This window comes from Salmonella sp. A1325, from assembly GCF_056991255.1.
The window spans coordinates 123,270-140,441 of sequence record NZ_JAMLWO010000004.1 but is presented as its reverse complement, the minus strand read 5'-3'; the positions used below and the strand labels follow the sequence as shown (position 1 = coordinate 140,441).

Sequence of the window (17,172 nt, the reverse complement as noted above, 5' to 3'; positions counted from 1 at the left end):
GTGTAGCGGCTGCCCTGATACCGATAATCTGAATCTCACTACTGATTTTCACCGCGCGCCATGATAGAAAAGAAAACATGTTGTAAAAATGCGGTGATACTCATGCCCGAACCCGTCGCTGAACCGGCGCTAAACGGATTGCGCCTCAATCTGCGTATTGTCTCCATTGTGATGTTTAACTTTGCCAGCTACCTGACCATCGGCCTGCCGCTCGCCGTCTTGCCCGGCTATGTACATGATGCGATGGGATTCAGCGCGTTCTGGGCGGGGCTTATTATCAGCCTGCAATACTTCGCCACTCTGTTAAGCCGTCCCCATGCCGGGCGGTATGCGGATGTATTAGGGCCGAAAAAAATCGTTGTCTTTGGCTTATGCGGCTGTTTTTTAAGCGGACTCGGCTACCTGCTGGCGGATATCGCCAGCGCCTGGCCGATGATCAGTTTGTTGCTACTGGGGCTGGGTCGCGTGATTTTAGGGATTGGGCAAAGTTTTGCCGGCACCGGTTCGACACTGTGGGGCGTCGGCGTCGTCGGGTCGTTGCATATTGGTCGGGTCATCTCCTGGAACGGTATCGTCACCTACGGCGCAATGGCGATGGGCGCGCCGCTGGGCGTGCTGTGTTATGCCTGGGGCGGGTTACAGGGACTGGCGCTAACGGTGATGGGCGTGGCGCTGTTGGCGATACTGTTAGCCCTTCCACGTCCGTCGGTGAAGGCGAACAAAGGCAAGCCGCTGCCGTTTCGCGCGGTGCTGGGGCGTGTCTGGCTGTATGGTATGGCGTTGGCGCTGGCCTCGGCAGGGTTTGGCGTCATCGCGACGTTTATTACCTTATTTTATGATGCTAAAGGTTGGGATGGCGCCGCCTTTGCGCTCACGTTATTTAGCGTCGCGTTTGTCGGCACGCGTTTGTTGTTCCCTAACGGTATCAATCGTTTAGGCGGGTTGAATGTCGCCATGATCTGCTTTGGCGTGGAGATTATTGGTCTGTTACTGGTGGGGACAGCAGCCATGCCGTGGATGGCAAAAATCGGCGTTTTACTCACGGGGATGGGGTTTTCGCTGGTCTTTCCGGCGCTGGGCGTGGTGGCCGTCAAAGCCGTGCCGCCGCAGAACCAGGGCGCGGCGCTGGCGACCTATACCGTCTTTATGGATATGTCTTTGGGGGTGACCGGGCCGCTGGCGGGGCTGGTGATGACCTGGGCGGGCGTGCCGGTGATTTATCTGGCGGCGGCCGGGCTGGTAGCGATGGCGCTATTGCTGACCTGGCGCTTAAAAAAACGGCCTCCGTCTGCACTGCCGGAGGCCGCATCATCATCGTAAAGGTTATTTAATAACTAACGTATTGATGATGTTTTCAGCCGTGGTTTGCGCTTTTTGCTGATTGTCCGCAGGCAGCGTGACCTGAATCGTCAGCAATTGGTTATCCACTTTACCCAGCACGATGGAAGAGTACGCCGTCTGGCCCTTCGCGGAGATAATGCTGTCCAGTTGTTGCAACGTATGGCCTTTGAGCTCAATAGACTTATTGGTGACGACCTGAAGCTGCGGGTCGCGGCTACGCTGTTGCTCGAGCAGGCGGTTCGCCAGCACCGGCAACGCTTCATCGGTATTATCGCCGACGATAACAATCACCGCTTTCTGGCCCGTCGGGTCAGAATAAACGTGCATATTATTCGCCTGGGTGCCCAGCTTACCGCTTTGATCGGTCATATCCGCCGGCAGTGAGAAACTGAGTTTGCCATCCATCAGGCTGATGGGCTGACCGGAGGCCTGGCTTTCTGCGGCGGCGCTTTCTGCCGACGCTTTTGTATCGTTGTTATCACAGGCCGCAAGCCCCATAACCAGCAGGCCAATACCGGCATATTTAACCAAATTGCGCATTGACTTCTTCCTTTCGATAAACGGCCATAACGGCTCATTCGCTCATCTTATCACAACTCGGAAAACGAACCTTTAACTTGCCGGTAATGGGAAAATTTCAGATTTATCTGCCAGCTTTTTTAGCAACATATTCAGTAGAACGCCGTACATCGGCAGGAAGAAAATAATGCTGATGAGTACCTTAAAGCAATAATCCACCAGCGCAATTTCCATCCAGTGCCCGGCCATAAAGGCATCGGGGCTTCGCCAGAACGCAATAAAGAAAAAGGCAAGGGTATCGCTGATATTGCCAAACAGCGTTGAAGCGGTCGGCGCCAGCCACCAGCGACGATTTTGGCGCAGGCGGTTAAACACATGGACGTCAAGGATCTGTCCCAGCGCGTAGGCCATAAAGCTGGCGGCGGCGATACGGGCGACAAACAGATTAAAGTTCGCCAACGCGGCGAAACCTTGCCAGGCGCCCATATAGAACAGCGATGACACCACATATGACACCAGCAGCGCAGGGATCATGACGGCGAAGATAATGCGGCGCGCCAGCGGTGCGCCAAAAATACGCACGGTAAGATCGGTGGCGAGAAAAATAAAAGGAAAACTAAACGCGCCCCAGGTCGTGTGGAAACCAAAAATAGTGATGGGGAGCTGCACCAGATAGTTACTGGAAATGATCACCAGTAAATGGAATAGCGATAGCCAGAACAACGCTTTTACGCGCTGTGATTGTGTAAACGGAGTCATATTGTGACCTTTTTGTTGGATGGGGTGAGGGAACCCAATAAAGAACCGCCGCATAATACTGTTTTGTGCTGGCATTGCAATGGCTAATTTTCACGCAATCGTTAACCTGCCTGGCTTACTGACGAAGATGGGCGTAAAATATCGCCGTTTTTCTACCATTGAGACGAAGATGAGCGATCTGTTTTCCTCCCCTGACCATACGCTTGACGCCCTGGGGCTGCGTTGCCCTGAACCGGTAATGATGGTGCGCAAAACGGTGCGCAACATGCAAACTGGCGAAACATTGCTGATTATCGCCGACGATCCGGCGACAACGCGTGATATTCCGGGGTTCTGTACCTTTATGGAACACGATTTGCTGGCGCAAGAGACGGAGGGTCTGCCGTACCGCTATTTATTGCGTAAAGCGCATTAACCGCACGGCAGATAGCATTCTGATTAGAAGCTTTCCCAGTTCGCCTGTTCTGCGGCGGGCTGTGGCGTTAAACCTTTGCTTAACGGCGTTGGCGACGCCTCCCGACGAGGCTGTTTCTGGATGCGGAACGCGGCGACCGCCTGACGAAGTTCGTTAGCCTGATCTTCCAGCGCCGCCGCCGCTGCTGCGGATTCCTCTACCAGCGAGGCGTTTTGCTGCGTCACGCTGTCCATTTCCGATACCGCCTGCGCCACCTGCTCAATGCCTTTGCTTTGCTCATCGGAGGCAGAGGCGATTTCGCCCATAATATCGGTCACGCGGGTCACGGCGTTAACGATCTCTTTCATGGTTTCTCCCGCTTCGCGTACCTGCGTAGAGCCGGTATCAATGCGCGACACGGAGTTTTCAATCAGCACTTTGATCTCTTTGGCGGCCTGCGCGCTACGGCTGGCCAACGTGCGTACCTCTCCGGCCACGACCGCGAATCCTCGCCCCTGTTCGCCGGCGCGGGCGGCTTCTACCGCGGCGTTCAGCGCCAGGATATTAGTCTGGAAGGCGATACCGTCAATCACGCTGGTGATGTCCACGATTTTTTCCGAGCTTTCGGCGATATCGTTCATGGTGTTCACTACGTTATCCACCACGCGTCCTCCTTTACGCGCGGTTTCTGATGCGGTTTTCGCCAGACCCGTCGCCTGTCGTGCGTTATCGGTGTTTTGCCGTACCGTGGCGGTTAACTGTTCCATGCTGGCGGCGGTCTCCTCCAGCGCCGAGGCCTGCTGTTCGGTACGGGAAGAGAGGTCGCTGCTGCCGGCGGAAATTTCGCCTGCGCCAGTATAGATAGAGTCTGCGTTATCGCGCACCGCGCTGACGGTACGGATTAACGACTGCTGCATCGTTTTAAGACCGGCGGCCAGTTGACCCATTTCACTGCGTCCTTCAGCCTCTATCTCATGGGTAAGATCGCCGTCGGCGATAGTTTGAATGTGCGCCATAATCCGTTGCAGCGGGCGGAGTAGAACGCGTTGCAGCCCCAGCCAGATAAACGCCAGTACGATGAGCACGATAAGTAGAATTATCCCCAGCGTCCATTGCATCTGGGTAAAACTGCTCTGATTCTGATCGCTGGCTAATTTTATTAATTGCGCATTTTGAGAGAGCCACTGGTCATATACCTGCTCCATGTCATCCTGCGCTTTTTGCGCGTCAAGGTTGCCATAGGCGGCGTAATTATCGGCTTTAAGATAGTGGATAGACTGCTGCAAAACGTCATACATCTGCTTAAAGCTGGCTTCGGCCTGGGCATCCAACGCCGGATCTTTGCCCGCGATCGCTTCGGAGTTCACGTAGTTGTTGAAATGCTTTTCCGCTTCGTTGAGCGACGCGCCAGCGTTGGTTAACAGCGTGTTCATGGCGTCCAGCGAGGCGGGATCGCGCTGATTTTTTAACATGCGTATCGCCACGCGGTTAATGGTAACGCGGGTTTCAATCAATGTCTGAAAACTGCCGCCCAGTTCCTGTTGTTGGTAACTCAGTGCGCTCGCATTCTGGAAATTCAGCCGATCGCTACTGACGGCGGAATAAAACAGTATTCCTGTCACCAGCAATAAGGCGCTAAATATGCCCAGCGTCGCGATAACGCCGGTGATGACTTTGATATTTTTCATAGTGCCTAACATTCCTTATTTTGTAGACGGTATGATCAATATCGGTTGGATAAAAATTAACCTTACATCAAATCACGCTATTTCTGATTAATGGTTTGATAAGTAATAGAAAATAAATAATTTTCGCGTGAATAATATGTATAAAGAAAGGAATATCGCGGGATAACCCGGCGACACGACGCCGCCGGGCGGGAGAAGATTAGTTTTTACGCAGCAAACGTAGCGCGTTGGCAGTCACCAATACCGTGGCTCCCGTATCCGCCAGGATTGCCAGCCATAGCCCGGTAAAACCAAGTAGCGTCGTCACCAGGAAAATAGCTTTCAGCCCCAGCGCAATGGTGATGTTCTGCCGGATATTCGCGTGGGTAGCGCGCGCCAGCGTAATCATCTGCGCTAACCCGCGCAGACGGTTATGAGTAAGGGCGGCGTCAGCCGTTTCCAGCGCGACGTCAGTACCGCTGCCCATCGCAATTCCGATACTGGCGGCTTTCATCGCGGGCGCATCATTAATGCCGTCGCCCACCATTGCCAGCGGCGCTTGTTGGTTAAGGGCGGTGACTGCCCGCACCTTGTCTTCCGGCAGTAGTCCGGCTTTAAACGCCAGATCCAGCTCGCCGGCAATCGCTGCCGCCGCCCGTGGGTTATCGCCGGTCAGAATCACGCCGTTAACGCCTAACTGATGCAGTTCGCGGATGGCGTCGCGCGCATCGTCACGCAACGTATCCTGGAGGGCGAGGACGCCAAGTACGGTCTCGTTACGCAGCACCAGAACCACCGTCTGCCCGGCGTTTTCCAGTTCGCTAATTTGCCCGGCAAACGCTGCCGCAGGCTGTTTTCCCGCCGCGCAAATCAGAATACGTTCGCCGTTAACCTGCGCTTCAATTCCGGTGCCGGCCAGCGTTCGCTGCGATTCCGCCGTCGGGATCGCCAGATCGCGTGTCTGCGCTTCGCGGACAATAGCCTGCGCCAGCGGGTGCGTAGCGCCTTGTTCTACGGCTGCCGCCAGCGCCAACAGTTCGGCTTCGCTGATACCGCTTGCCGGATGAATCGCCGTCACCCGTGGTTTACCAATGGTCAACGTACCGGTTTTATCAAAGGCGACCTGCGTGATACGGCCCAGTTGCTCCAGCGCTGCGCCGCCTTTAATCAATGCGCCGCGCCGTGCCGCCGCCGCCAGCCCAGAGGTAATGGCCGCGGGCGTGGAGATCACCAGCGCGCACGGGCAACCGATGAGCAGCAGCGTCAGCCCTTTATAAATCCACTCCTGCCAGCCGCCATCGAACATCAGCGGCGGAATAAGCGTCACCAGCAGCGCGATGACCATAATGACTGGCGTGTAGATGCGGCTGAAACGGTCAATAAACCGCTCAATGGGCGCACGGCGCTCTTCCGCCTCTTCAATCAGCGTCAGGATACGGTCAATCGCGCTGGCGCCAGGTTCAGATAGCACCTCCAGGGTGACGAGACGGTCAACGCTGGTCGCGCCTGCCGGGACTTTGTCGCCCGTTGCGCGCTCCACAGGGATAGACTCGCCGGTGAGCGCGCTTTCATCAAAGCTGGCGAAACCGGAAACCAGTTTACCGTCGGCGGGTAAACGCCCCCCGGCGGCGACTTCGATAATATCGCCCGGTCGCAGGGTATTAATAGCGACCTCTTCCCGCACGCCGTCGCGCAGACGGGTCGCCGTTTCCGGTTTAAGCGCCATTAACGCGCTGACGCCTTTACGGGCGCGGCTGGCGGCCCATCCTTCCAGGCGCTCGCCGATGAGGAACAGCAGCAATACCATTGCCGCCTCCGCCGTCGCGCCAATAAACAGCGCGCCAATGGCGGCGACGCTCATCAGCGTTTCAATAGCGAACCAACTGCCGCTTTTCATCAGCCGCAGCGCCTGGCGGGCAATAGGATACAGACCGACCAGGGTAGTGACGATAAAGGCCAGTTGGCCGAACGGGTGGTTAAATTGCTCCAGCCCCCAGCTTATCGCCATCATAATGATCAGCGTAATAAGCGGCAGGTTCTCTTTAAGACGAGATTCAGGCGCGGCGTCGCGCGAATCTTCGCTACGCAAGGTATAACCCGCCTTCTGTACGGCGCGTTCAATTTGCGCGCGGAGGTCGGCGTCGGCATCGACCACTAACTTTTCGGTGGCGAACAGCACTTGCGCCTGGTTGACGCCGCGAATTTGGCGGACCGCATTCTCCACTTTTCGGGCGCAGGCGGCGCAGTCCATGCCGGAGATTTTCCAGGTATAGCGCGTGCCTGCCACGGCAGTAGAAACAGGCGCGCTGGACGCGCAATGTTCTTCGCAGCAGCAGCTATCGGCCTTCTGTATTGCCGGGGCTAATCTGAAGGAGGTAAAGGGCGGGACTTTTTTGCCATCGGTATCAGGGGTCGACATAACGTCCTCCGGTTGATGATAATTTTCTCATTAACCGGAGGATACACTCTGGAGTCGACTCCAGAGTCAAGCGCTATTATTTACAGGTACAGCGAGCGAACAATCAGGAAGTGTCCGGCAAAGTAGCAGGCGGCGGCAATCGCGTTATCCGCCCGGAAACGGCGGCGGTAATGGCTACCCAGCCAGACGATATTGCCGATAAACAGCAGCGTCGCGCCGGTAAAGGCCGAAAGGGCTGGCGCCGTTGGGCGGAAGAACCACAGTTCGCCCGCCAGCCAGACCATGACCAGAGTCATGGCGATAAAAGTACATACCGGCCAGCGTAGCTCCTCCAGTCGCGTCCAGATAACGGCGATAAGCAACGCGCCGACTATCAGTAACGCCAGCGGCAGCGGCCAGAAGAACGACAACGTCATTTGGCTGGCAAAGTAAATGGTGTAGAGCAGATGCGATAAGAAAAATGCCCCGACGGCGTACAGCAGGCGTTGACGCGGTAAGAGCGTTAACGCATCGCCGACCAGCGAGGCGCACAGCCCGGCCAACACAAGATAACTGATGGCGTCAAACATCGGCGCTTGCCAGGCCAGTAACAGCAACAGTAATAACGTGACGGGCTTAAAAACCCAGCGTTGCCAGGCTGGCCCGCGATAGGAGGCGTCCACATACAGCCATGCGGACAGGCAGACAGCGATAAACGACCAAAGCATCTTAATTCCTTGAATTCGTTATTTTTTCGCAAACGGTATGCTTGCGGCTCTATTATTCAGTGTAGAGGCCGTGACGGTCAGATGACAACACTATAACGGGCAGGGTATGCTTATTTCCGCATTTTCTGACAGGTTAACAGTATGAGTAAGCCACCGCTTTTCTTCATTATAATCATTGCATTAATCGTAGTTGCCGCGTCGTTCCGCTTCGTTCAGCAACGGCGGGAAAAAGCCGCTAATGAGGCGGCGCCGTTACAGCAAAAGCTGGTCGTGGTCAGCAGTAAACGGGAGAAGCCGGTTAATGACCGACGCTCTCGCCAGCAGGAAGTGATCCCGGCGGGAACCAGTATGCGCTATGAGGCAAGTTTTAAGCCGCTCAATGGCGGTCTGGAAAAAACGTTCCGTTTACAAGCGCAGCAGTACCACGCTTTGACGGTGGGCGATCAAGGTACGCTGAGCTATAAGGGAACGCGGTTCGTCGGGTTTGTTAGCTGTACCCCGGATAACGAATAAACCGTCATCCGGCAGCAAACGTTATTTTTTGTTCTTAAACTTCTTCTGCCAGACCAGCAGCTCAAACACGCCGAACAGGAAAATGCGGATTTTCTCTCCCGTCGTCATCTGCGGACCCGCTTTCGGTATCGTTGATTTCAGTAGCGCCAGTTGCATACCGTGCATCAGCGCCATGAACACCAACGCCACGTTGACGAAGATATTGAGCGGGCGCGGGAAGGGTTGCACCAGATTAAGAATCAAAAATGCCCACACGAAGAGCATTAATAAGCGGCCCAGATTAATCAACATCATTTTCTCCTTGCGCGTCGCGCTGATACAGACGATAAGCGACCTGTCCGGCCACCTTTTCTCGATACAATGCCCAGTTCGCCGGAACGGGCGGCAGACCGTTTTCCACCTCGCTTTCTACGTAGATTAGCGCGTCGTCGGCCAGCCATCCCTGGGTTTCCAGCAATTGTAACGTCTCTTCCAGCAGCCCTTTACGAAACGGCGGGTCGACAAAGACGACGTGATGCGGCGTTCCCGGCTGGCTGAGGAAGGCCAGAGTATTGGTATTGACGACGCGAGCATTGTTGGCTTTCAGCGTCGCCAGATTTTTTTGCAACTGCTGCGATACGGCGCGATCCATTTCCAGTAACGTTGCCTGGGCCGCATAACGCGATAGCGCCTCCAGGCCCAGAGCGCCGCTGCCGGCAAAGCAATCCAGACAATGGGCGTCTACCATTACCGGAGCCAGCCAGTTAAATAACGTTTCGCGCACGCGATCGGTGGTGGGACGCAGACCCGGGCTGTCCGGAACCGGTAATTTACGGCCACGCCATTGCCCGCCAATAATGCGGATTTGGCCGCTGCCAGAGTGAGTCGGTTTTTTCATTTCTCTTGCTCGAACCGCCTGTTGCAAGTTATTCCAGGCGGTGATGTGAATTAAGTTAAGTGATAGACTATTTCATCATTTTTTTAGCTTCCATGTATATAGCGCCGCGAGGGGTGTAGTCGCAGATGGCAAAACAGAAAAAACGTGGCTTCTTTTCCTGGTTGGGCTTCGGTGATAAAGAGCAGAAGCAGGAACAGACCGAAGAACAGCAGATTGTTGAGGAACAACGACCGGTTGAGCCCCCTGTTGAAACGGCGGCAGACATAGACGCGCAAACGCCCGCGCACAGCAAAGCAGAAACCGAAGCCTTTGCGGAAGAGGTGGTGGACGTTACTGAGAAAGTTCAGGAGAGCGAAAAACCGCAGCCGGTAGAGCCGGAGCCCGCGACGGCTGTTGAGACGGCAGCGCCGCAGATCGCGGTGGAACGCGAAGAATTGCCGCTGCCGGAAGAGGTCAAAGACGAGGCTATCTCGCCGGAAGAGTGGCAGGCCGAAGCGGAAACCGTAGAGGTCATTGCCGCGGTAGAAGAAGAGGGCGAAAACGCGGCGAAATTCACCGACGAAGAGCTGGAAGCGCAGGCGCTGGCCGCTCAGGCGGCGGAAGAGGCGGTGATGGTTGTTCCGCCAGCGGAAGAAGACGCGCCGGTGGAAGCGATCGTTCAGGAGCAGGAAAAACCGACTAAAGAAGGTTTCTTTGCCCGCCTGAAACGCAGCCTGCTGAAAACCAAAGAAAATCTCGGTTCCGGATTTATCAGTCTGTTCCGCGGCAAGAAAATCGACGATGATTTGTTCGAGGAGCTGGAAGAGCAGTTGCTCATCGCTGATGTCGGGGTGGAAACCACGCGTAAGATTATCGCTAATCTGACGGAAGGCGCCAGCCGCAAACAGCTTAAAGATGCTGAGGCGCTGTATGGTCTGTTGAAAGACGAGATGGGCGAGATTCTGGCGAAGGTAGACGAACCGCTTAATATTGAAGGTAAAACGCCTTTTGTTATTCTGATGGTTGGCGTGAACGGCGTGGGTAAAACCACCACTATCGGTAAACTGGCGCGCCAGTTTGAGCAGCAGGGTAAATCAGTGATGCTGGCGGCGGGGGATACTTTCCGCGCGGCGGCGGTCGAACAGCTACAGGTCTGGGGACAGCGTAATAACATTCCGGTTATCGCCCAGCATACCGGCGCGGACTCCGCCTCGGTGATTTTTGACGCTATCCAGGCCGCGAAGGCGCGTAATGTGGATGTGTTAATTGCCGATACGGCAGGGCGTCTGCAGAACAAGTCGCACCTGATGGAAGAGCTGAAAAAAATCGTTCGCGTCATGAAAAAGCTGGACGAAGAAGCGCCACATGAAGTTATGCTGACCATTGACGCCAGCACCGGACAGAACGCGGTAAGCCAGGCCAAACTGTTCCATGAAGCGGTAGGCTTAACCGGTATTACCCTGACCAAGCTGGACGGTACGGCGAAAGGCGGGGTGATTTTCTCGGTAGCTGACCAGTTTGGCATTCCTATTCGTTACATTGGCGTGGGCGAACGTATCGAGGATTTGCGTCCGTTTAAGGCGGACGATTTTATTGAGGCACTTTTTGCCCGAGAGGATTAACAATGATTCGCTTTGAACATGTCAGCAAGGCCTATCTCGGCGGGAGACAAGCGCTGCAGGGAGTGACATTCCATATGCGGCCAGGCGAGATGGCGTTTCTGACCGGCCACTCCGGCGCGGGGAAAAGTACCCTGCTGAAGCTAATCTGTGGGATTGAGCGGCCCAGCGCCGGCAAAATCTTCTTCAGCGGGCATGATATTACGCGCCTGAAAAACCGCGAAGTGCCGTTTTTGCGCCGCCAGATTGGGATGATTTTCCAGGATCACCATCTGCTGATGGATCGCACGGTCTATGACAATGTGGCGATACCGTTAATCATTGCCGGCGCCAGCGGCGATGATATCCGTCGTCGTGTGTCGGCGGCGCTGGATAAGGTTGGACTACTGGACAAAGCGAGAAACTTCCCGATTCAACTCTCCGGAGGCGAACAACAGCGCGTGGGCATCGCCCGCGCGGTGGTCAATAAGCCAGCGGTATTGCTGGCGGATGAACCGACCGGGAACCTGGACGACGCGTTGTCGGAAGGGATTTTACGTCTGTTTGAAGAGTTTAACCGCGTAGGGGTGACGGTACTGATGGCGACGCACGATATTGGACTTATCTCCCGTCGTTCCTATAGGCAGCTCGTCCTGAGCGATGGACATCTGCATGGAGGCCTGGCCAATGAATAGGCGCGACGCGATTAACCAAATCAGGCAGTTCGGCGGACGGTTGGATCGACTGCGTAAGTCTCGCGGCGGAACAGGCGGCGGGCGCAACGCGCCAGGACGCCAGAAGCCGACGCCGAAACCGAACTCACGTAAAACGAACGTCTTTAATGAGCAGGTGCGCTATGCCTGGCACGGCGCGCTGCAGGATCTGAAAAGCAAACCGCTGGCGACGTTTCTGACGGTGATGGTGATCGCCATCTCCCTGACGCTGCCCAGCGTCTGTTACATGGTCTATAAGAACGTCAACCAGGCGGCGACTCAGTATTATCCGTCGCCGCAGATCACCGTTTATCTGCAAAAAACGCTGGATGATGACGCGGCGGCGCGGGTCGTTGGGCAGCTTCAGGCCGAGCAGGGCGTTGAGAAGGTCAACTACCTGTCCCGTGAGGACGCGCTGGGAGAATTCCGCAACTGGTCGGGTTTTGGCGGCGCGCTGGATATGCTGGAAGAGAACCCGCTACCGGCGGTGGCGGTGGTGATCCCCAAGCTGGACTTTCAAAGTACCGCCTCGCTTAATACGCTGCGCGACCGTATCTCGCAGATTAACGGCATTGACGAAGTCCGCATGGATGATAGCTGGTTTGCGCGCCTGGCGGCGCTCACCGGGCTGGTGGGCCGTGTGTCGGCGATGATCGGCGTGCTGATGGTCGCGGCGGTCTTCCTCGTTATCGGCAACAGCGTGCGCCTGAGCATTTTTGCCCGTCGCGACACCATTAACGTGCAAAAGCTGATTGGCGCGACCGATGGCTTTATCCTGCGTCCGTTCCTCTACGGCGGCGCGTTGCTCGGTTTTTCCGGCGCGTTTCTGTCACTGATATTGTCTGAAATTTTGGTGATGCGTTTATCATCGGCGGTGACTGAAGTGGCGCAGGTCTTCGGCACGAAGTTTGATCTCAATGGCTTATCGTTCGATGAGTGCCTGTTGCTGCTGCTGGTCTGTTCCATGATTGGCTGGATCGCCGCCTGGCTGGCCACGGTGCAACATTTACGTCACTTTACTCCCGATTGATAAAATCGTGGTATAATCTTTCCCTGCAATGGGCTTCCGTTCGCAGGGAAAGAGTCCCTGTTGTCTCTTCCCCGCGCGTCATCTTTATGTCACAAGATTTGTGCAAATTATGCACAGTGTTACATTGAACTTGTGGATAAAATCACTGTCTGATAAAAGAGTGGGTGATATTCTCGTTGCTCATCGGCTTTGGCACGGTTGTTGCTCGCTGACGGTGCCAGGCAATACTGATTGAGAGGATTTGAATGACCAAAGAAATGCAAAATTTAGCTTTAGCCCCTGTTGGCAACCTGGAATCTTATATCCGGGCGGCGAACGCGTGGCCGATGTTATCGGCTGACGAGGAGCGGGCATTGGCTGAAAGGCTGCATTACCAGGGCGATCTGGAAGCAGCTAAAACGCTGATCCTGTCTCACCTGCGCTTTGTTGTTCATATTGCTCGTAACTATGCGGGCTATGGTCTGCCGCAGGCGGATTTGATCCAGGAAGGCAACATCGGCCTGATGAAAGCCGTACGTCGTTTTAACCCGGAAGTAGGCGTGCGCCTGGTTTCCTTCGCCGTACACTGGATTAAAGCAGAAATTCACGAATACGTGCTGCGTAACTGGCGTATCGTTAAAGTCGCAACCACGAAAGCGCAGCGTAAGCTGTTCTTTAATCTGCGTAAAACCAAGCAGCGTCTGGGCTGGTTTAATCAGGATGAGGTTGAAATGGTGGCGCGCGAACTGGGTGTTTCCAGTAAAGACGTGCGTGAGATGGAGTCGCGTATGGCGGCGCAGGACATGACGTTTGACATGTCTTCGGACGATGAGTCCGACAGCCAGCCAATGGCGCCGGTGCTGTATCTGCAGGATAAATCGTCTAACTTTGCCGACGGCATTGAAGACGATAACTGGGAAGAGCAGGCCGCCAACCGACTGACCGACGCGATGCAGGGGCTCGACGAGCGTAGCCAGGATATTATCCGCGCTCGCTGGCTGGACGAAGACAATAAGTCTACGTTGCAGGAGCTGGCCGATCGTTACGGCGTCTCCGCTGAGCGTGTGCGCCAGCTTGAAAAGAACGCCATGAAAAAGCTTCGCGCTGCGATCGAAGCGTAATCTTCGCGAATTGCCAATGAACCCTCGAATGTGAATTCGGGGGTTTTGTTTTTTGTAGGCCGGATAAGGCGTTTACGCTGCCATCCGGCAACACGTTTGCCCGATGGCGCTTCGCTTATCGGGCCTACGGGCCCTTCCTCTCCCCCACCGACACAAATCTGTTATCTGGATGTAAATTTAGCTATTCCAAAATAATAAAAATCGGGTATGTTTTAGCAGAGTATGCTGCTAAAGCACGAGTAGCTAGCCAATAATCGAAATAAAGTGCTGAACAATAACACCACAACACACGTAACAACCAGAATAATGGGGATTATCAGGATGAATATGAAGGGTAAAACGTTATTGGCAGGATGTATCGCCCTGTCATTAAGCCATATGGCATTCGCCGAGGACATTAAAGTCGCGGTTGTCGGCGCGATGTCCGGTCCGGTAGCGCAGTATGGCGATCAGGAGTTTACCGGTGCGGAACAGGCAATTGCCGATATCAATGCGAAAGGCGGTATTAAAGGCGATAAGCTCGTCGCGGTGAAATATGACGACGCCTGTGACCCGAAACAGGCGGTAGCTGTCGCTAACAAAGTGGTGAACGACGGCATCAAGTATGTTATCGGTCACTTATGCTCCTCTTCCACACAGCCAGCGTCTGATATCTACGAAGACGAAGGTATCCTGATGATAACCCCGGCGGCGACCGCGCCGGAGCTGACCGCACGCGGCTATAACCTGATTTTGCGTACCACCGGCCTGGACTCTGACCAGGGGCCAACGGCGGCAAAGTATATTCTGGAGAAGGTAAAACCGCAGCGCATCGCGATTATCCACGATAAGCAGCAGTACGGCGAAGGGCTGGCGCGCGCGGTGCAGGACGGTCTGAAGAAAGGCGGCGTTAATGTCGTATTCTTTGACGGCATCACCGCCGGCGAAAAAGATTTCTCCACTCTGGTAGCGCGTCTGAAGAAAGAGAATATCGACTTTGTCTACTACGGCGGTTATCACCCGGAAATGGGGCAGATTTTGCGCCAGTCCCGCGCCGCAGGGCTGAAAACCCAGTTTATGGGGCCGGAAGGGGTGGCGAACGTCTCGCTGTCTAACATCGCCGGAGAGTCAGCGGAAGGCTTACTGGTCACCAAACCGAAGAACTACGATCAGGTCCCGGCGAACAAACCGATTGTGGATGCCATCAAAGCCAAGAAACAAGATCCTAGCGGCGCGTTTGTCTGGACCACCTACGCTGCGCTGCAATCCTTACAGGCGGGTCTGAACCAGTCTGACGATCCGGCGGAAATTGCCAAATACCTGAAAGGCGCCACGGTCGACACCGTAATGGGACCGCTGTCGTGGGATGAGAAGGGCGATCTGAAAGGCTTTGAGTTCGGCGTGTTTGACTGGCATGCGAATGGTACGGCGACAGACGCTAAGTAATTTTCCTGGCGCCTTTCGCGCTGCAGGTGCGTTGGCTACGTTATTCAACCCCGGTCACTTACTTATGTAAGCTCCCGGGGATTTCATAACTTGCCGCCTGCCTGCAACGCGAAATTCTTGGAAAATTGCGAGGTGGTTTTTATCTTTGCTCCCGGCATGTAGGCCGGATAAGCGTCAGCGCCATCCGGCTTTCTTTTAGCGCTTCTCCCAGCCGTCATGCTGTGCGGTAAAGCCTAACGCCTGCATAAACGCGGCCATCACGCTACGGTCTTCAACACCGACATCTGCCATCCACCACGACGAGACGTTGGGATTATCGCGGATGACTTCTTCTACCAGATATTGTCCGACGCCGCGACGACGGGTGATTTCACGCACGCGTAAGGAATCCAGCGCGCCCTGCGTTCCGCTCAGCGTCACTCTTACGGCGCCCAACAAACGCTCGTTAAACCGCGCGGCATAAATCCGGTGCGTTTCATCTACGCTTAATGAGGAGGCGGAATATTCCGGCCAGATTTTGCCCAGATCGATCTGATCCTGAGCGCTAAAGTGTTCTAAACGAAGGATAGTCAGCTTCATCGACGGCTTGTCCCGATTTCAAAAGATGCGATCAGTGTACCGAAACAGGCAGGCCAGATGCTTTCTCTTTTTTGTGTCATTTACCAGGTTATTAATTTTTTAACAACGATAATTACAGTTTGAAGCATTAGAGAATGGAAAACAGGCAGCATAATTCCCTGAATGCTAGTGAATTATTCCGCTTAATATGCCGTTATTTTATGCTGACAAGCGTGCTTTTTTTTGTTTATCTATAGCGAAAAGCAGAATATTATCTTTCCTTAATAGACTGAAAAATAGAGATTTTAATCTTATTATGCTTTAAATGCTGCGCTAACTCATTAATGAGTCAGTAAAAAGCGCACCATTTATAAAAAGTACAGTCTGCTTTTTAACCAGCAAAAAACAAAACATATAACATCACGAATGGGGATACAGGCACATGAAACGGAAAGCGAAAACGATAATCGCAGGGATTGTTGCATTAGCAGTCTCGCAGGGGGCAATGGCAGATGATATTAAAGTCGCCATAGTCGGGGCGATGTCCGGCCCGGTAGCGCAATGGGGCGATATGGAATTTAACGGCGCGCGCCAGGCCATTAAAGACATCAACGCTAAAGGCGGTATTAAAGGTGATAAGCTGGTCGGCGTAGAGTACGATGATGCCTGCGATCCAAAACAGGCGGTGGCGGTGGCCAACAAAATCGTTAACGACGGTATTCAATACGTTATTGGTCACTTGTGTTCTTCTTCTACTCAGCCAGCATCCGATATCTATGAAGATGAAGGTATTCTGATGATCTCCCCGGGGGCGACTAACCCGGAGCTGACCCAGCGCGGCTATCAGTACATTATGCGTACCGCCGGACTGGACTCCTCCCAGGGGCCAACGGCCGCAAAATACATCCTGGAAACGGTGAAACCGCAGCGCATCGCTATCATTCACGATAAACAGCAATACGGCGAAGGACTGGCGCGCTCCGTGCAGGATGGTCTGAAGCAGGGCAATGCCAATATTGTCTTTTTTGATGGTATTACCGCCGGTGAAAAAGATTTCTCCGCCCTGATTGCTCGCTTGCAAAAAGAGAATATCGACTTTGTGTATTACGGCGGCTACTACCCGGAAATGGGGCAGATGCTGCGCCAGGCGCGGGCTAATGGCCTGAAAACGCAATTTATGGGGCCGGAAGGCGTGGGTAACGCGTCGCTGTCCAATATTGCGGGCGGTGCGGCGGAAGGCATGTTGGTGACGATGCCAAAACGTTATGACCAGGACCCGGCGAATAAAGCGATTGTTGAGGCGCTGAAAGCCGACAAGAAAGATCCCAGCGGTCCGTATGTCTGGATCACCTACGCCGCCGTCCAGTCGCTGGCGACCGCAATGACGCGTAGCGCCAGCCATGCTCCGCTGGATCTGGTGAAAGATCTTAAAGCGAACGGGGCTGATACCGTTATTGGGCCGCTGAAATGGGATGAAAAAGGCGATCTTAAGGGATTTGAATTTGGCGTCTTCCAGTGGCACGCCGACGGCTCGTCAACCGTCGCGAAGTAATGCCAGAAGATAAGTTATCCC

At 54.5% G+C, this 17,172-nt stretch carries 18 protein-coding genes; 9 read left to right on the top strand and 9 right to left on the bottom strand.

Annotated elements, in window-relative coordinates:
* Positions 1 to 60: 60 nt before the first annotated feature.
* A complete protein-coding gene (locus NAZ64_RS09980) occupies positions 61 to 1,320 on the top strand; it encodes an MFS transporter (RefSeq protein WP_077684039.1) in 1,260 nt (419 codons plus the stop codon).
* A gap of 3 nt (positions 1,321 to 1,323) precedes the next feature.
* Here the strand turns inward: NAZ64_RS09980 and NAZ64_RS09975 are convergent, their stop codons facing one another.
* Both NAZ64_RS09975 and NAZ64_RS09970 read right to left on the bottom strand, forming a co-directional pair.
* Positions 1,324 to 1,881 carry a DcrB family lipoprotein gene (locus NAZ64_RS09975; RefSeq protein ID WP_001245277.1) on the bottom strand — a complete coding sequence of 186 codons (558 nt, stop codon included), beginning with the start codon at positions 1,879 to 1,881 and terminating at the stop codon, positions 1,324 to 1,326.
* A 72-nt stretch (positions 1,882 to 1,953) separates the two neighbouring features.
* Positions 1,954 to 2,619 carry a 7-cyano-7-deazaguanine/7-aminomethyl-7-deazaguanine transporter gene (locus tag NAZ64_RS09970; protein ID WP_076936452.1) on the bottom strand — a complete coding sequence of 222 codons (666 nt, stop codon included), beginning with the start codon at positions 2,617 to 2,619 and terminating at the stop codon, positions 1,954 to 1,956.
* 169 nt (positions 2,620 to 2,788) lie between these two features.
* Here NAZ64_RS09970 and tusA point away from each other — a divergent pair, with 169 nt between their 5' ends.
* Positions 2,789 to 3,034 (top strand): sulfurtransferase TusA, encoded by a 246-nt coding sequence (gene tusA / locus NAZ64_RS09965; RefSeq protein WP_001541054.1) that lies wholly within the window; start codon positions 2,789 to 2,791, stop codon positions 3,032 to 3,034.
* 23 nt (positions 3,035 to 3,057) lie between these two features.
* Here the strand turns inward: tusA and tcp are convergent, their stop codons facing one another.
* From tcp to NAZ64_RS09950, 3 genes are all read right to left on the bottom strand, one after another.
* Positions 3,058 to 4,701 carry a methyl-accepting chemotaxis citrate transducer gene (gene tcp / locus NAZ64_RS09960; protein WP_000789678.1) on the bottom strand — a complete coding sequence of 548 codons (1,644 nt, stop codon included), beginning with the start codon at positions 4,699 to 4,701 and terminating at the stop codon, positions 3,058 to 3,060.
* Positions 4,702 to 4,900: 199 nt separating this feature from the next.
* Positions 4,901 to 7,099 carry a Zn(II)/Cd(II)/Pb(II) translocating P-type ATPase ZntA gene (gene zntA / locus NAZ64_RS09955; protein ID WP_000106657.1) on the bottom strand — a complete coding sequence of 733 codons (2,199 nt, stop codon included), beginning with the start codon at positions 7,097 to 7,099 and terminating at the stop codon, positions 4,901 to 4,903.
* Between the two features lie 80 nt (positions 7,100 to 7,179).
* On the bottom strand, positions 7,180 to 7,806 hold the full coding sequence (locus tag NAZ64_RS09950; RefSeq protein WP_000964735.1) for a lysoplasmalogenase: 627 nt from the start codon (positions 7,804 to 7,806) through the stop codon (positions 7,180 to 7,182).
* Positions 7,807 to 7,947: 141 nt separating this feature from the next.
* On the opposite strand from NAZ64_RS09950, the gene NAZ64_RS09945 reads away from it, so the two are divergent.
* Positions 7,948 to 8,319: a DUF2500 domain-containing protein gene (locus NAZ64_RS09945; RefSeq protein WP_220569588.1), complete on the top strand. Its 372-nt coding sequence runs from the start codon at positions 7,948 to 7,950 to the stop codon at positions 8,317 to 8,319.
* A 21-nt stretch (positions 8,320 to 8,340) separates the two neighbouring features.
* Here NAZ64_RS09945 and NAZ64_RS09940 read toward each other — a convergent pair whose 3' ends face one another.
* Both NAZ64_RS09940 and rsmD read right to left on the bottom strand, forming a co-directional pair.
* Entirely contained in the window at positions 8,341 to 8,610 is a 270-nt protein-coding gene (locus NAZ64_RS09940) for a DUF1145 family protein (protein ID WP_000906760.1), read from the bottom strand.
* Positions 8,600 to 9,196, bottom strand: a complete 597-nt coding sequence (gene rsmD, locus NAZ64_RS09935; RefSeq protein WP_000743275.1) for a 16S rRNA (guanine(966)-N(2))-methyltransferase — start codon at positions 9,194 to 9,196, stop codon at positions 8,600 to 8,602. Before rsmD ends, NAZ64_RS09940 begins: the two co-directional genes overlap by 11 nt.
* A gap of 125 nt (positions 9,197 to 9,321) precedes the next feature.
* Here rsmD and ftsY point away from each other — a divergent pair, with 125 nt between their 5' ends.
* From ftsY to livJ, 5 genes are all read left to right on the top strand, one after another.
* Positions 9,322 to 10,797: a signal recognition particle-docking protein FtsY gene (gene ftsY / locus NAZ64_RS09930; RefSeq protein WP_001118680.1), complete on the top strand. Its 1,476-nt coding sequence runs from the start codon at positions 9,322 to 9,324 to the stop codon at positions 10,795 to 10,797.
* A gap of 2 nt (positions 10,798 to 10,799) precedes the next feature.
* Positions 10,800 to 11,468, top strand: coding sequence for a cell division ATP-binding protein FtsE (gene ftsE / locus NAZ64_RS09925; RefSeq protein WP_000617729.1), 669 nt, complete (start codon positions 10,800 to 10,802; stop codon positions 11,466 to 11,468).
* Entirely contained in the window at positions 11,461 to 12,516 is a 1,056-nt protein-coding gene (gene ftsX / locus NAZ64_RS09920) for a permease-like cell division protein FtsX (protein WP_001081707.1), read from the top strand. Before ftsE ends, ftsX begins: the two co-directional genes overlap by 8 nt.
* A gap of 245 nt (positions 12,517 to 12,761) precedes the next feature.
* Entirely contained in the window at positions 12,762 to 13,616 is an 855-nt protein-coding gene (rpoH, locus tag NAZ64_RS09915; RefSeq protein ID WP_000159621.1) for an RNA polymerase sigma factor RpoH, read from the top strand.
* Between the two features lie 321 nt (positions 13,617 to 13,937).
* A complete protein-coding gene (livJ, locus tag NAZ64_RS09910; RefSeq protein WP_001533929.1) occupies positions 13,938 to 15,041 on the top strand; it encodes a branched chain amino acid ABC transporter substrate-binding protein LivJ in 1,104 nt (367 codons plus the stop codon).
* Positions 15,042 to 15,124: 83 nt separating this feature from the next.
* Here the strand turns inward: livJ and NAZ64_RS09905 are convergent, their stop codons facing one another.
* Together NAZ64_RS09905 and panM are read right to left on the bottom strand one after the other, a co-directional pair.
* Positions 15,125 to 15,259, bottom strand: a complete 135-nt coding sequence (locus tag NAZ64_RS09905) for a hypothetical protein (protein WP_131046763.1) — start codon at positions 15,257 to 15,259, stop codon at positions 15,125 to 15,127.
* The gene (gene panM, locus NAZ64_RS09900; protein WP_000778873.1) at positions 15,237 to 15,620 is read right to left on the bottom strand and encodes an aspartate 1-decarboxylase autocleavage activator PanM; all 384 of its coding nucleotides are present in this window, start codon (positions 15,618 to 15,620) and stop codon (positions 15,237 to 15,239) included. Before panM ends, NAZ64_RS09905 begins: the two co-directional genes overlap by 23 nt.
* Positions 15,621 to 16,041: 421 nt before the next feature.
* Between panM and livK the strand changes: the two genes are divergently transcribed.
* On the top strand, positions 16,042 to 17,151 hold the full coding sequence (gene livK, locus NAZ64_RS09895; RefSeq protein ID WP_000822976.1) for a high-affinity branched-chain amino acid ABC transporter substrate-binding protein LivK: 1,110 nt from the start codon (positions 16,042 to 16,044) through the stop codon (positions 17,149 to 17,151).
* Positions 17,152 to 17,172: the final 21 nt, after the last annotated feature.

Excerpts from the sequence above, each read along its gene's own strand:
- NAZ64_RS09980 (WP_077684039.1), top strand. The coding sequence starts at position 61 with ATGATAGAAAAGAAAACATGTTGTAAAAATGCGGTGATACTCATGCCC.
- NAZ64_RS09975 (WP_001245277.1), bottom strand. The coding sequence starts at position 1,881 with ATGCGCAATTTGGTTAAATATGCCGGTATTGGCCTGCTGGTTATGGGG.
- NAZ64_RS09970 (WP_076936452.1), bottom strand. The coding sequence starts at position 2,619 with ATGACTCCGTTTACACAATCACAGCGCGTAAAAGCGTTGTTCTGGCTA.
- tusA (WP_001541054.1), top strand. The coding sequence starts at position 2,789 with ATGAGCGATCTGTTTTCCTCCCCTGACCATACGCTTGACGCCCTGGGG.
- tcp (WP_000789678.1), bottom strand. The coding sequence starts at position 4,701 with ATGAAAAATATCAAAGTCATCACCGGCGTTATCGCGACGCTGGGCATA.
- zntA (WP_000106657.1), bottom strand. The coding sequence starts at position 7,099 with ATGTCGACCCCTGATACCGATGGCAAAAAAGTCCCGCCCTTTACCTCC.
- NAZ64_RS09950 (WP_000964735.1), bottom strand. The coding sequence starts at position 7,806 with ATGCTTTGGTCGTTTATCGCTGTCTGCCTGTCCGCATGGCTGTATGTG.
- NAZ64_RS09945 (WP_220569588.1), top strand. The coding sequence starts at position 7,948 with ATGAGTAAGCCACCGCTTTTCTTCATTATAATCATTGCATTAATCGTA.
- NAZ64_RS09940 (WP_000906760.1), bottom strand. The coding sequence starts at position 8,610 with ATGTTGATTAATCTGGGCCGCTTATTAATGCTCTTCGTGTGGGCATTT.
- rsmD (WP_000743275.1), bottom strand. The coding sequence starts at position 9,196 with ATGAAAAAACCGACTCACTCTGGCAGCGGCCAAATCCGCATTATTGGC.
- ftsY (WP_001118680.1), top strand. The coding sequence starts at position 9,322 with ATGGCAAAACAGAAAAAACGTGGCTTCTTTTCCTGGTTGGGCTTCGGT.
- ftsE (WP_000617729.1), top strand. The coding sequence starts at position 10,800 with ATGATTCGCTTTGAACATGTCAGCAAGGCCTATCTCGGCGGGAGACAA.
- ftsX (WP_001081707.1), top strand. The coding sequence starts at position 11,461 with ATGAATAGGCGCGACGCGATTAACCAAATCAGGCAGTTCGGCGGACGG.
- rpoH (WP_000159621.1), top strand. The coding sequence starts at position 12,762 with ATGACCAAAGAAATGCAAAATTTAGCTTTAGCCCCTGTTGGCAACCTG.
- livJ (WP_001533929.1), top strand. The coding sequence starts at position 13,938 with ATGAATATGAAGGGTAAAACGTTATTGGCAGGATGTATCGCCCTGTCA.
- NAZ64_RS09905 (WP_131046763.1), bottom strand. The coding sequence starts at position 15,259 with ATGACGGCTGGGAGAAGCGCTAAAAGAAAGCCGGATGGCGCTGACGCT.
- panM (WP_000778873.1), bottom strand. The coding sequence starts at position 15,620 with ATGAAGCTGACTATCCTTCGTTTAGAACACTTTAGCGCTCAGGATCAG.
- livK (WP_000822976.1), top strand. The coding sequence starts at position 16,042 with ATGAAACGGAAAGCGAAAACGATAATCGCAGGGATTGTTGCATTAGCA.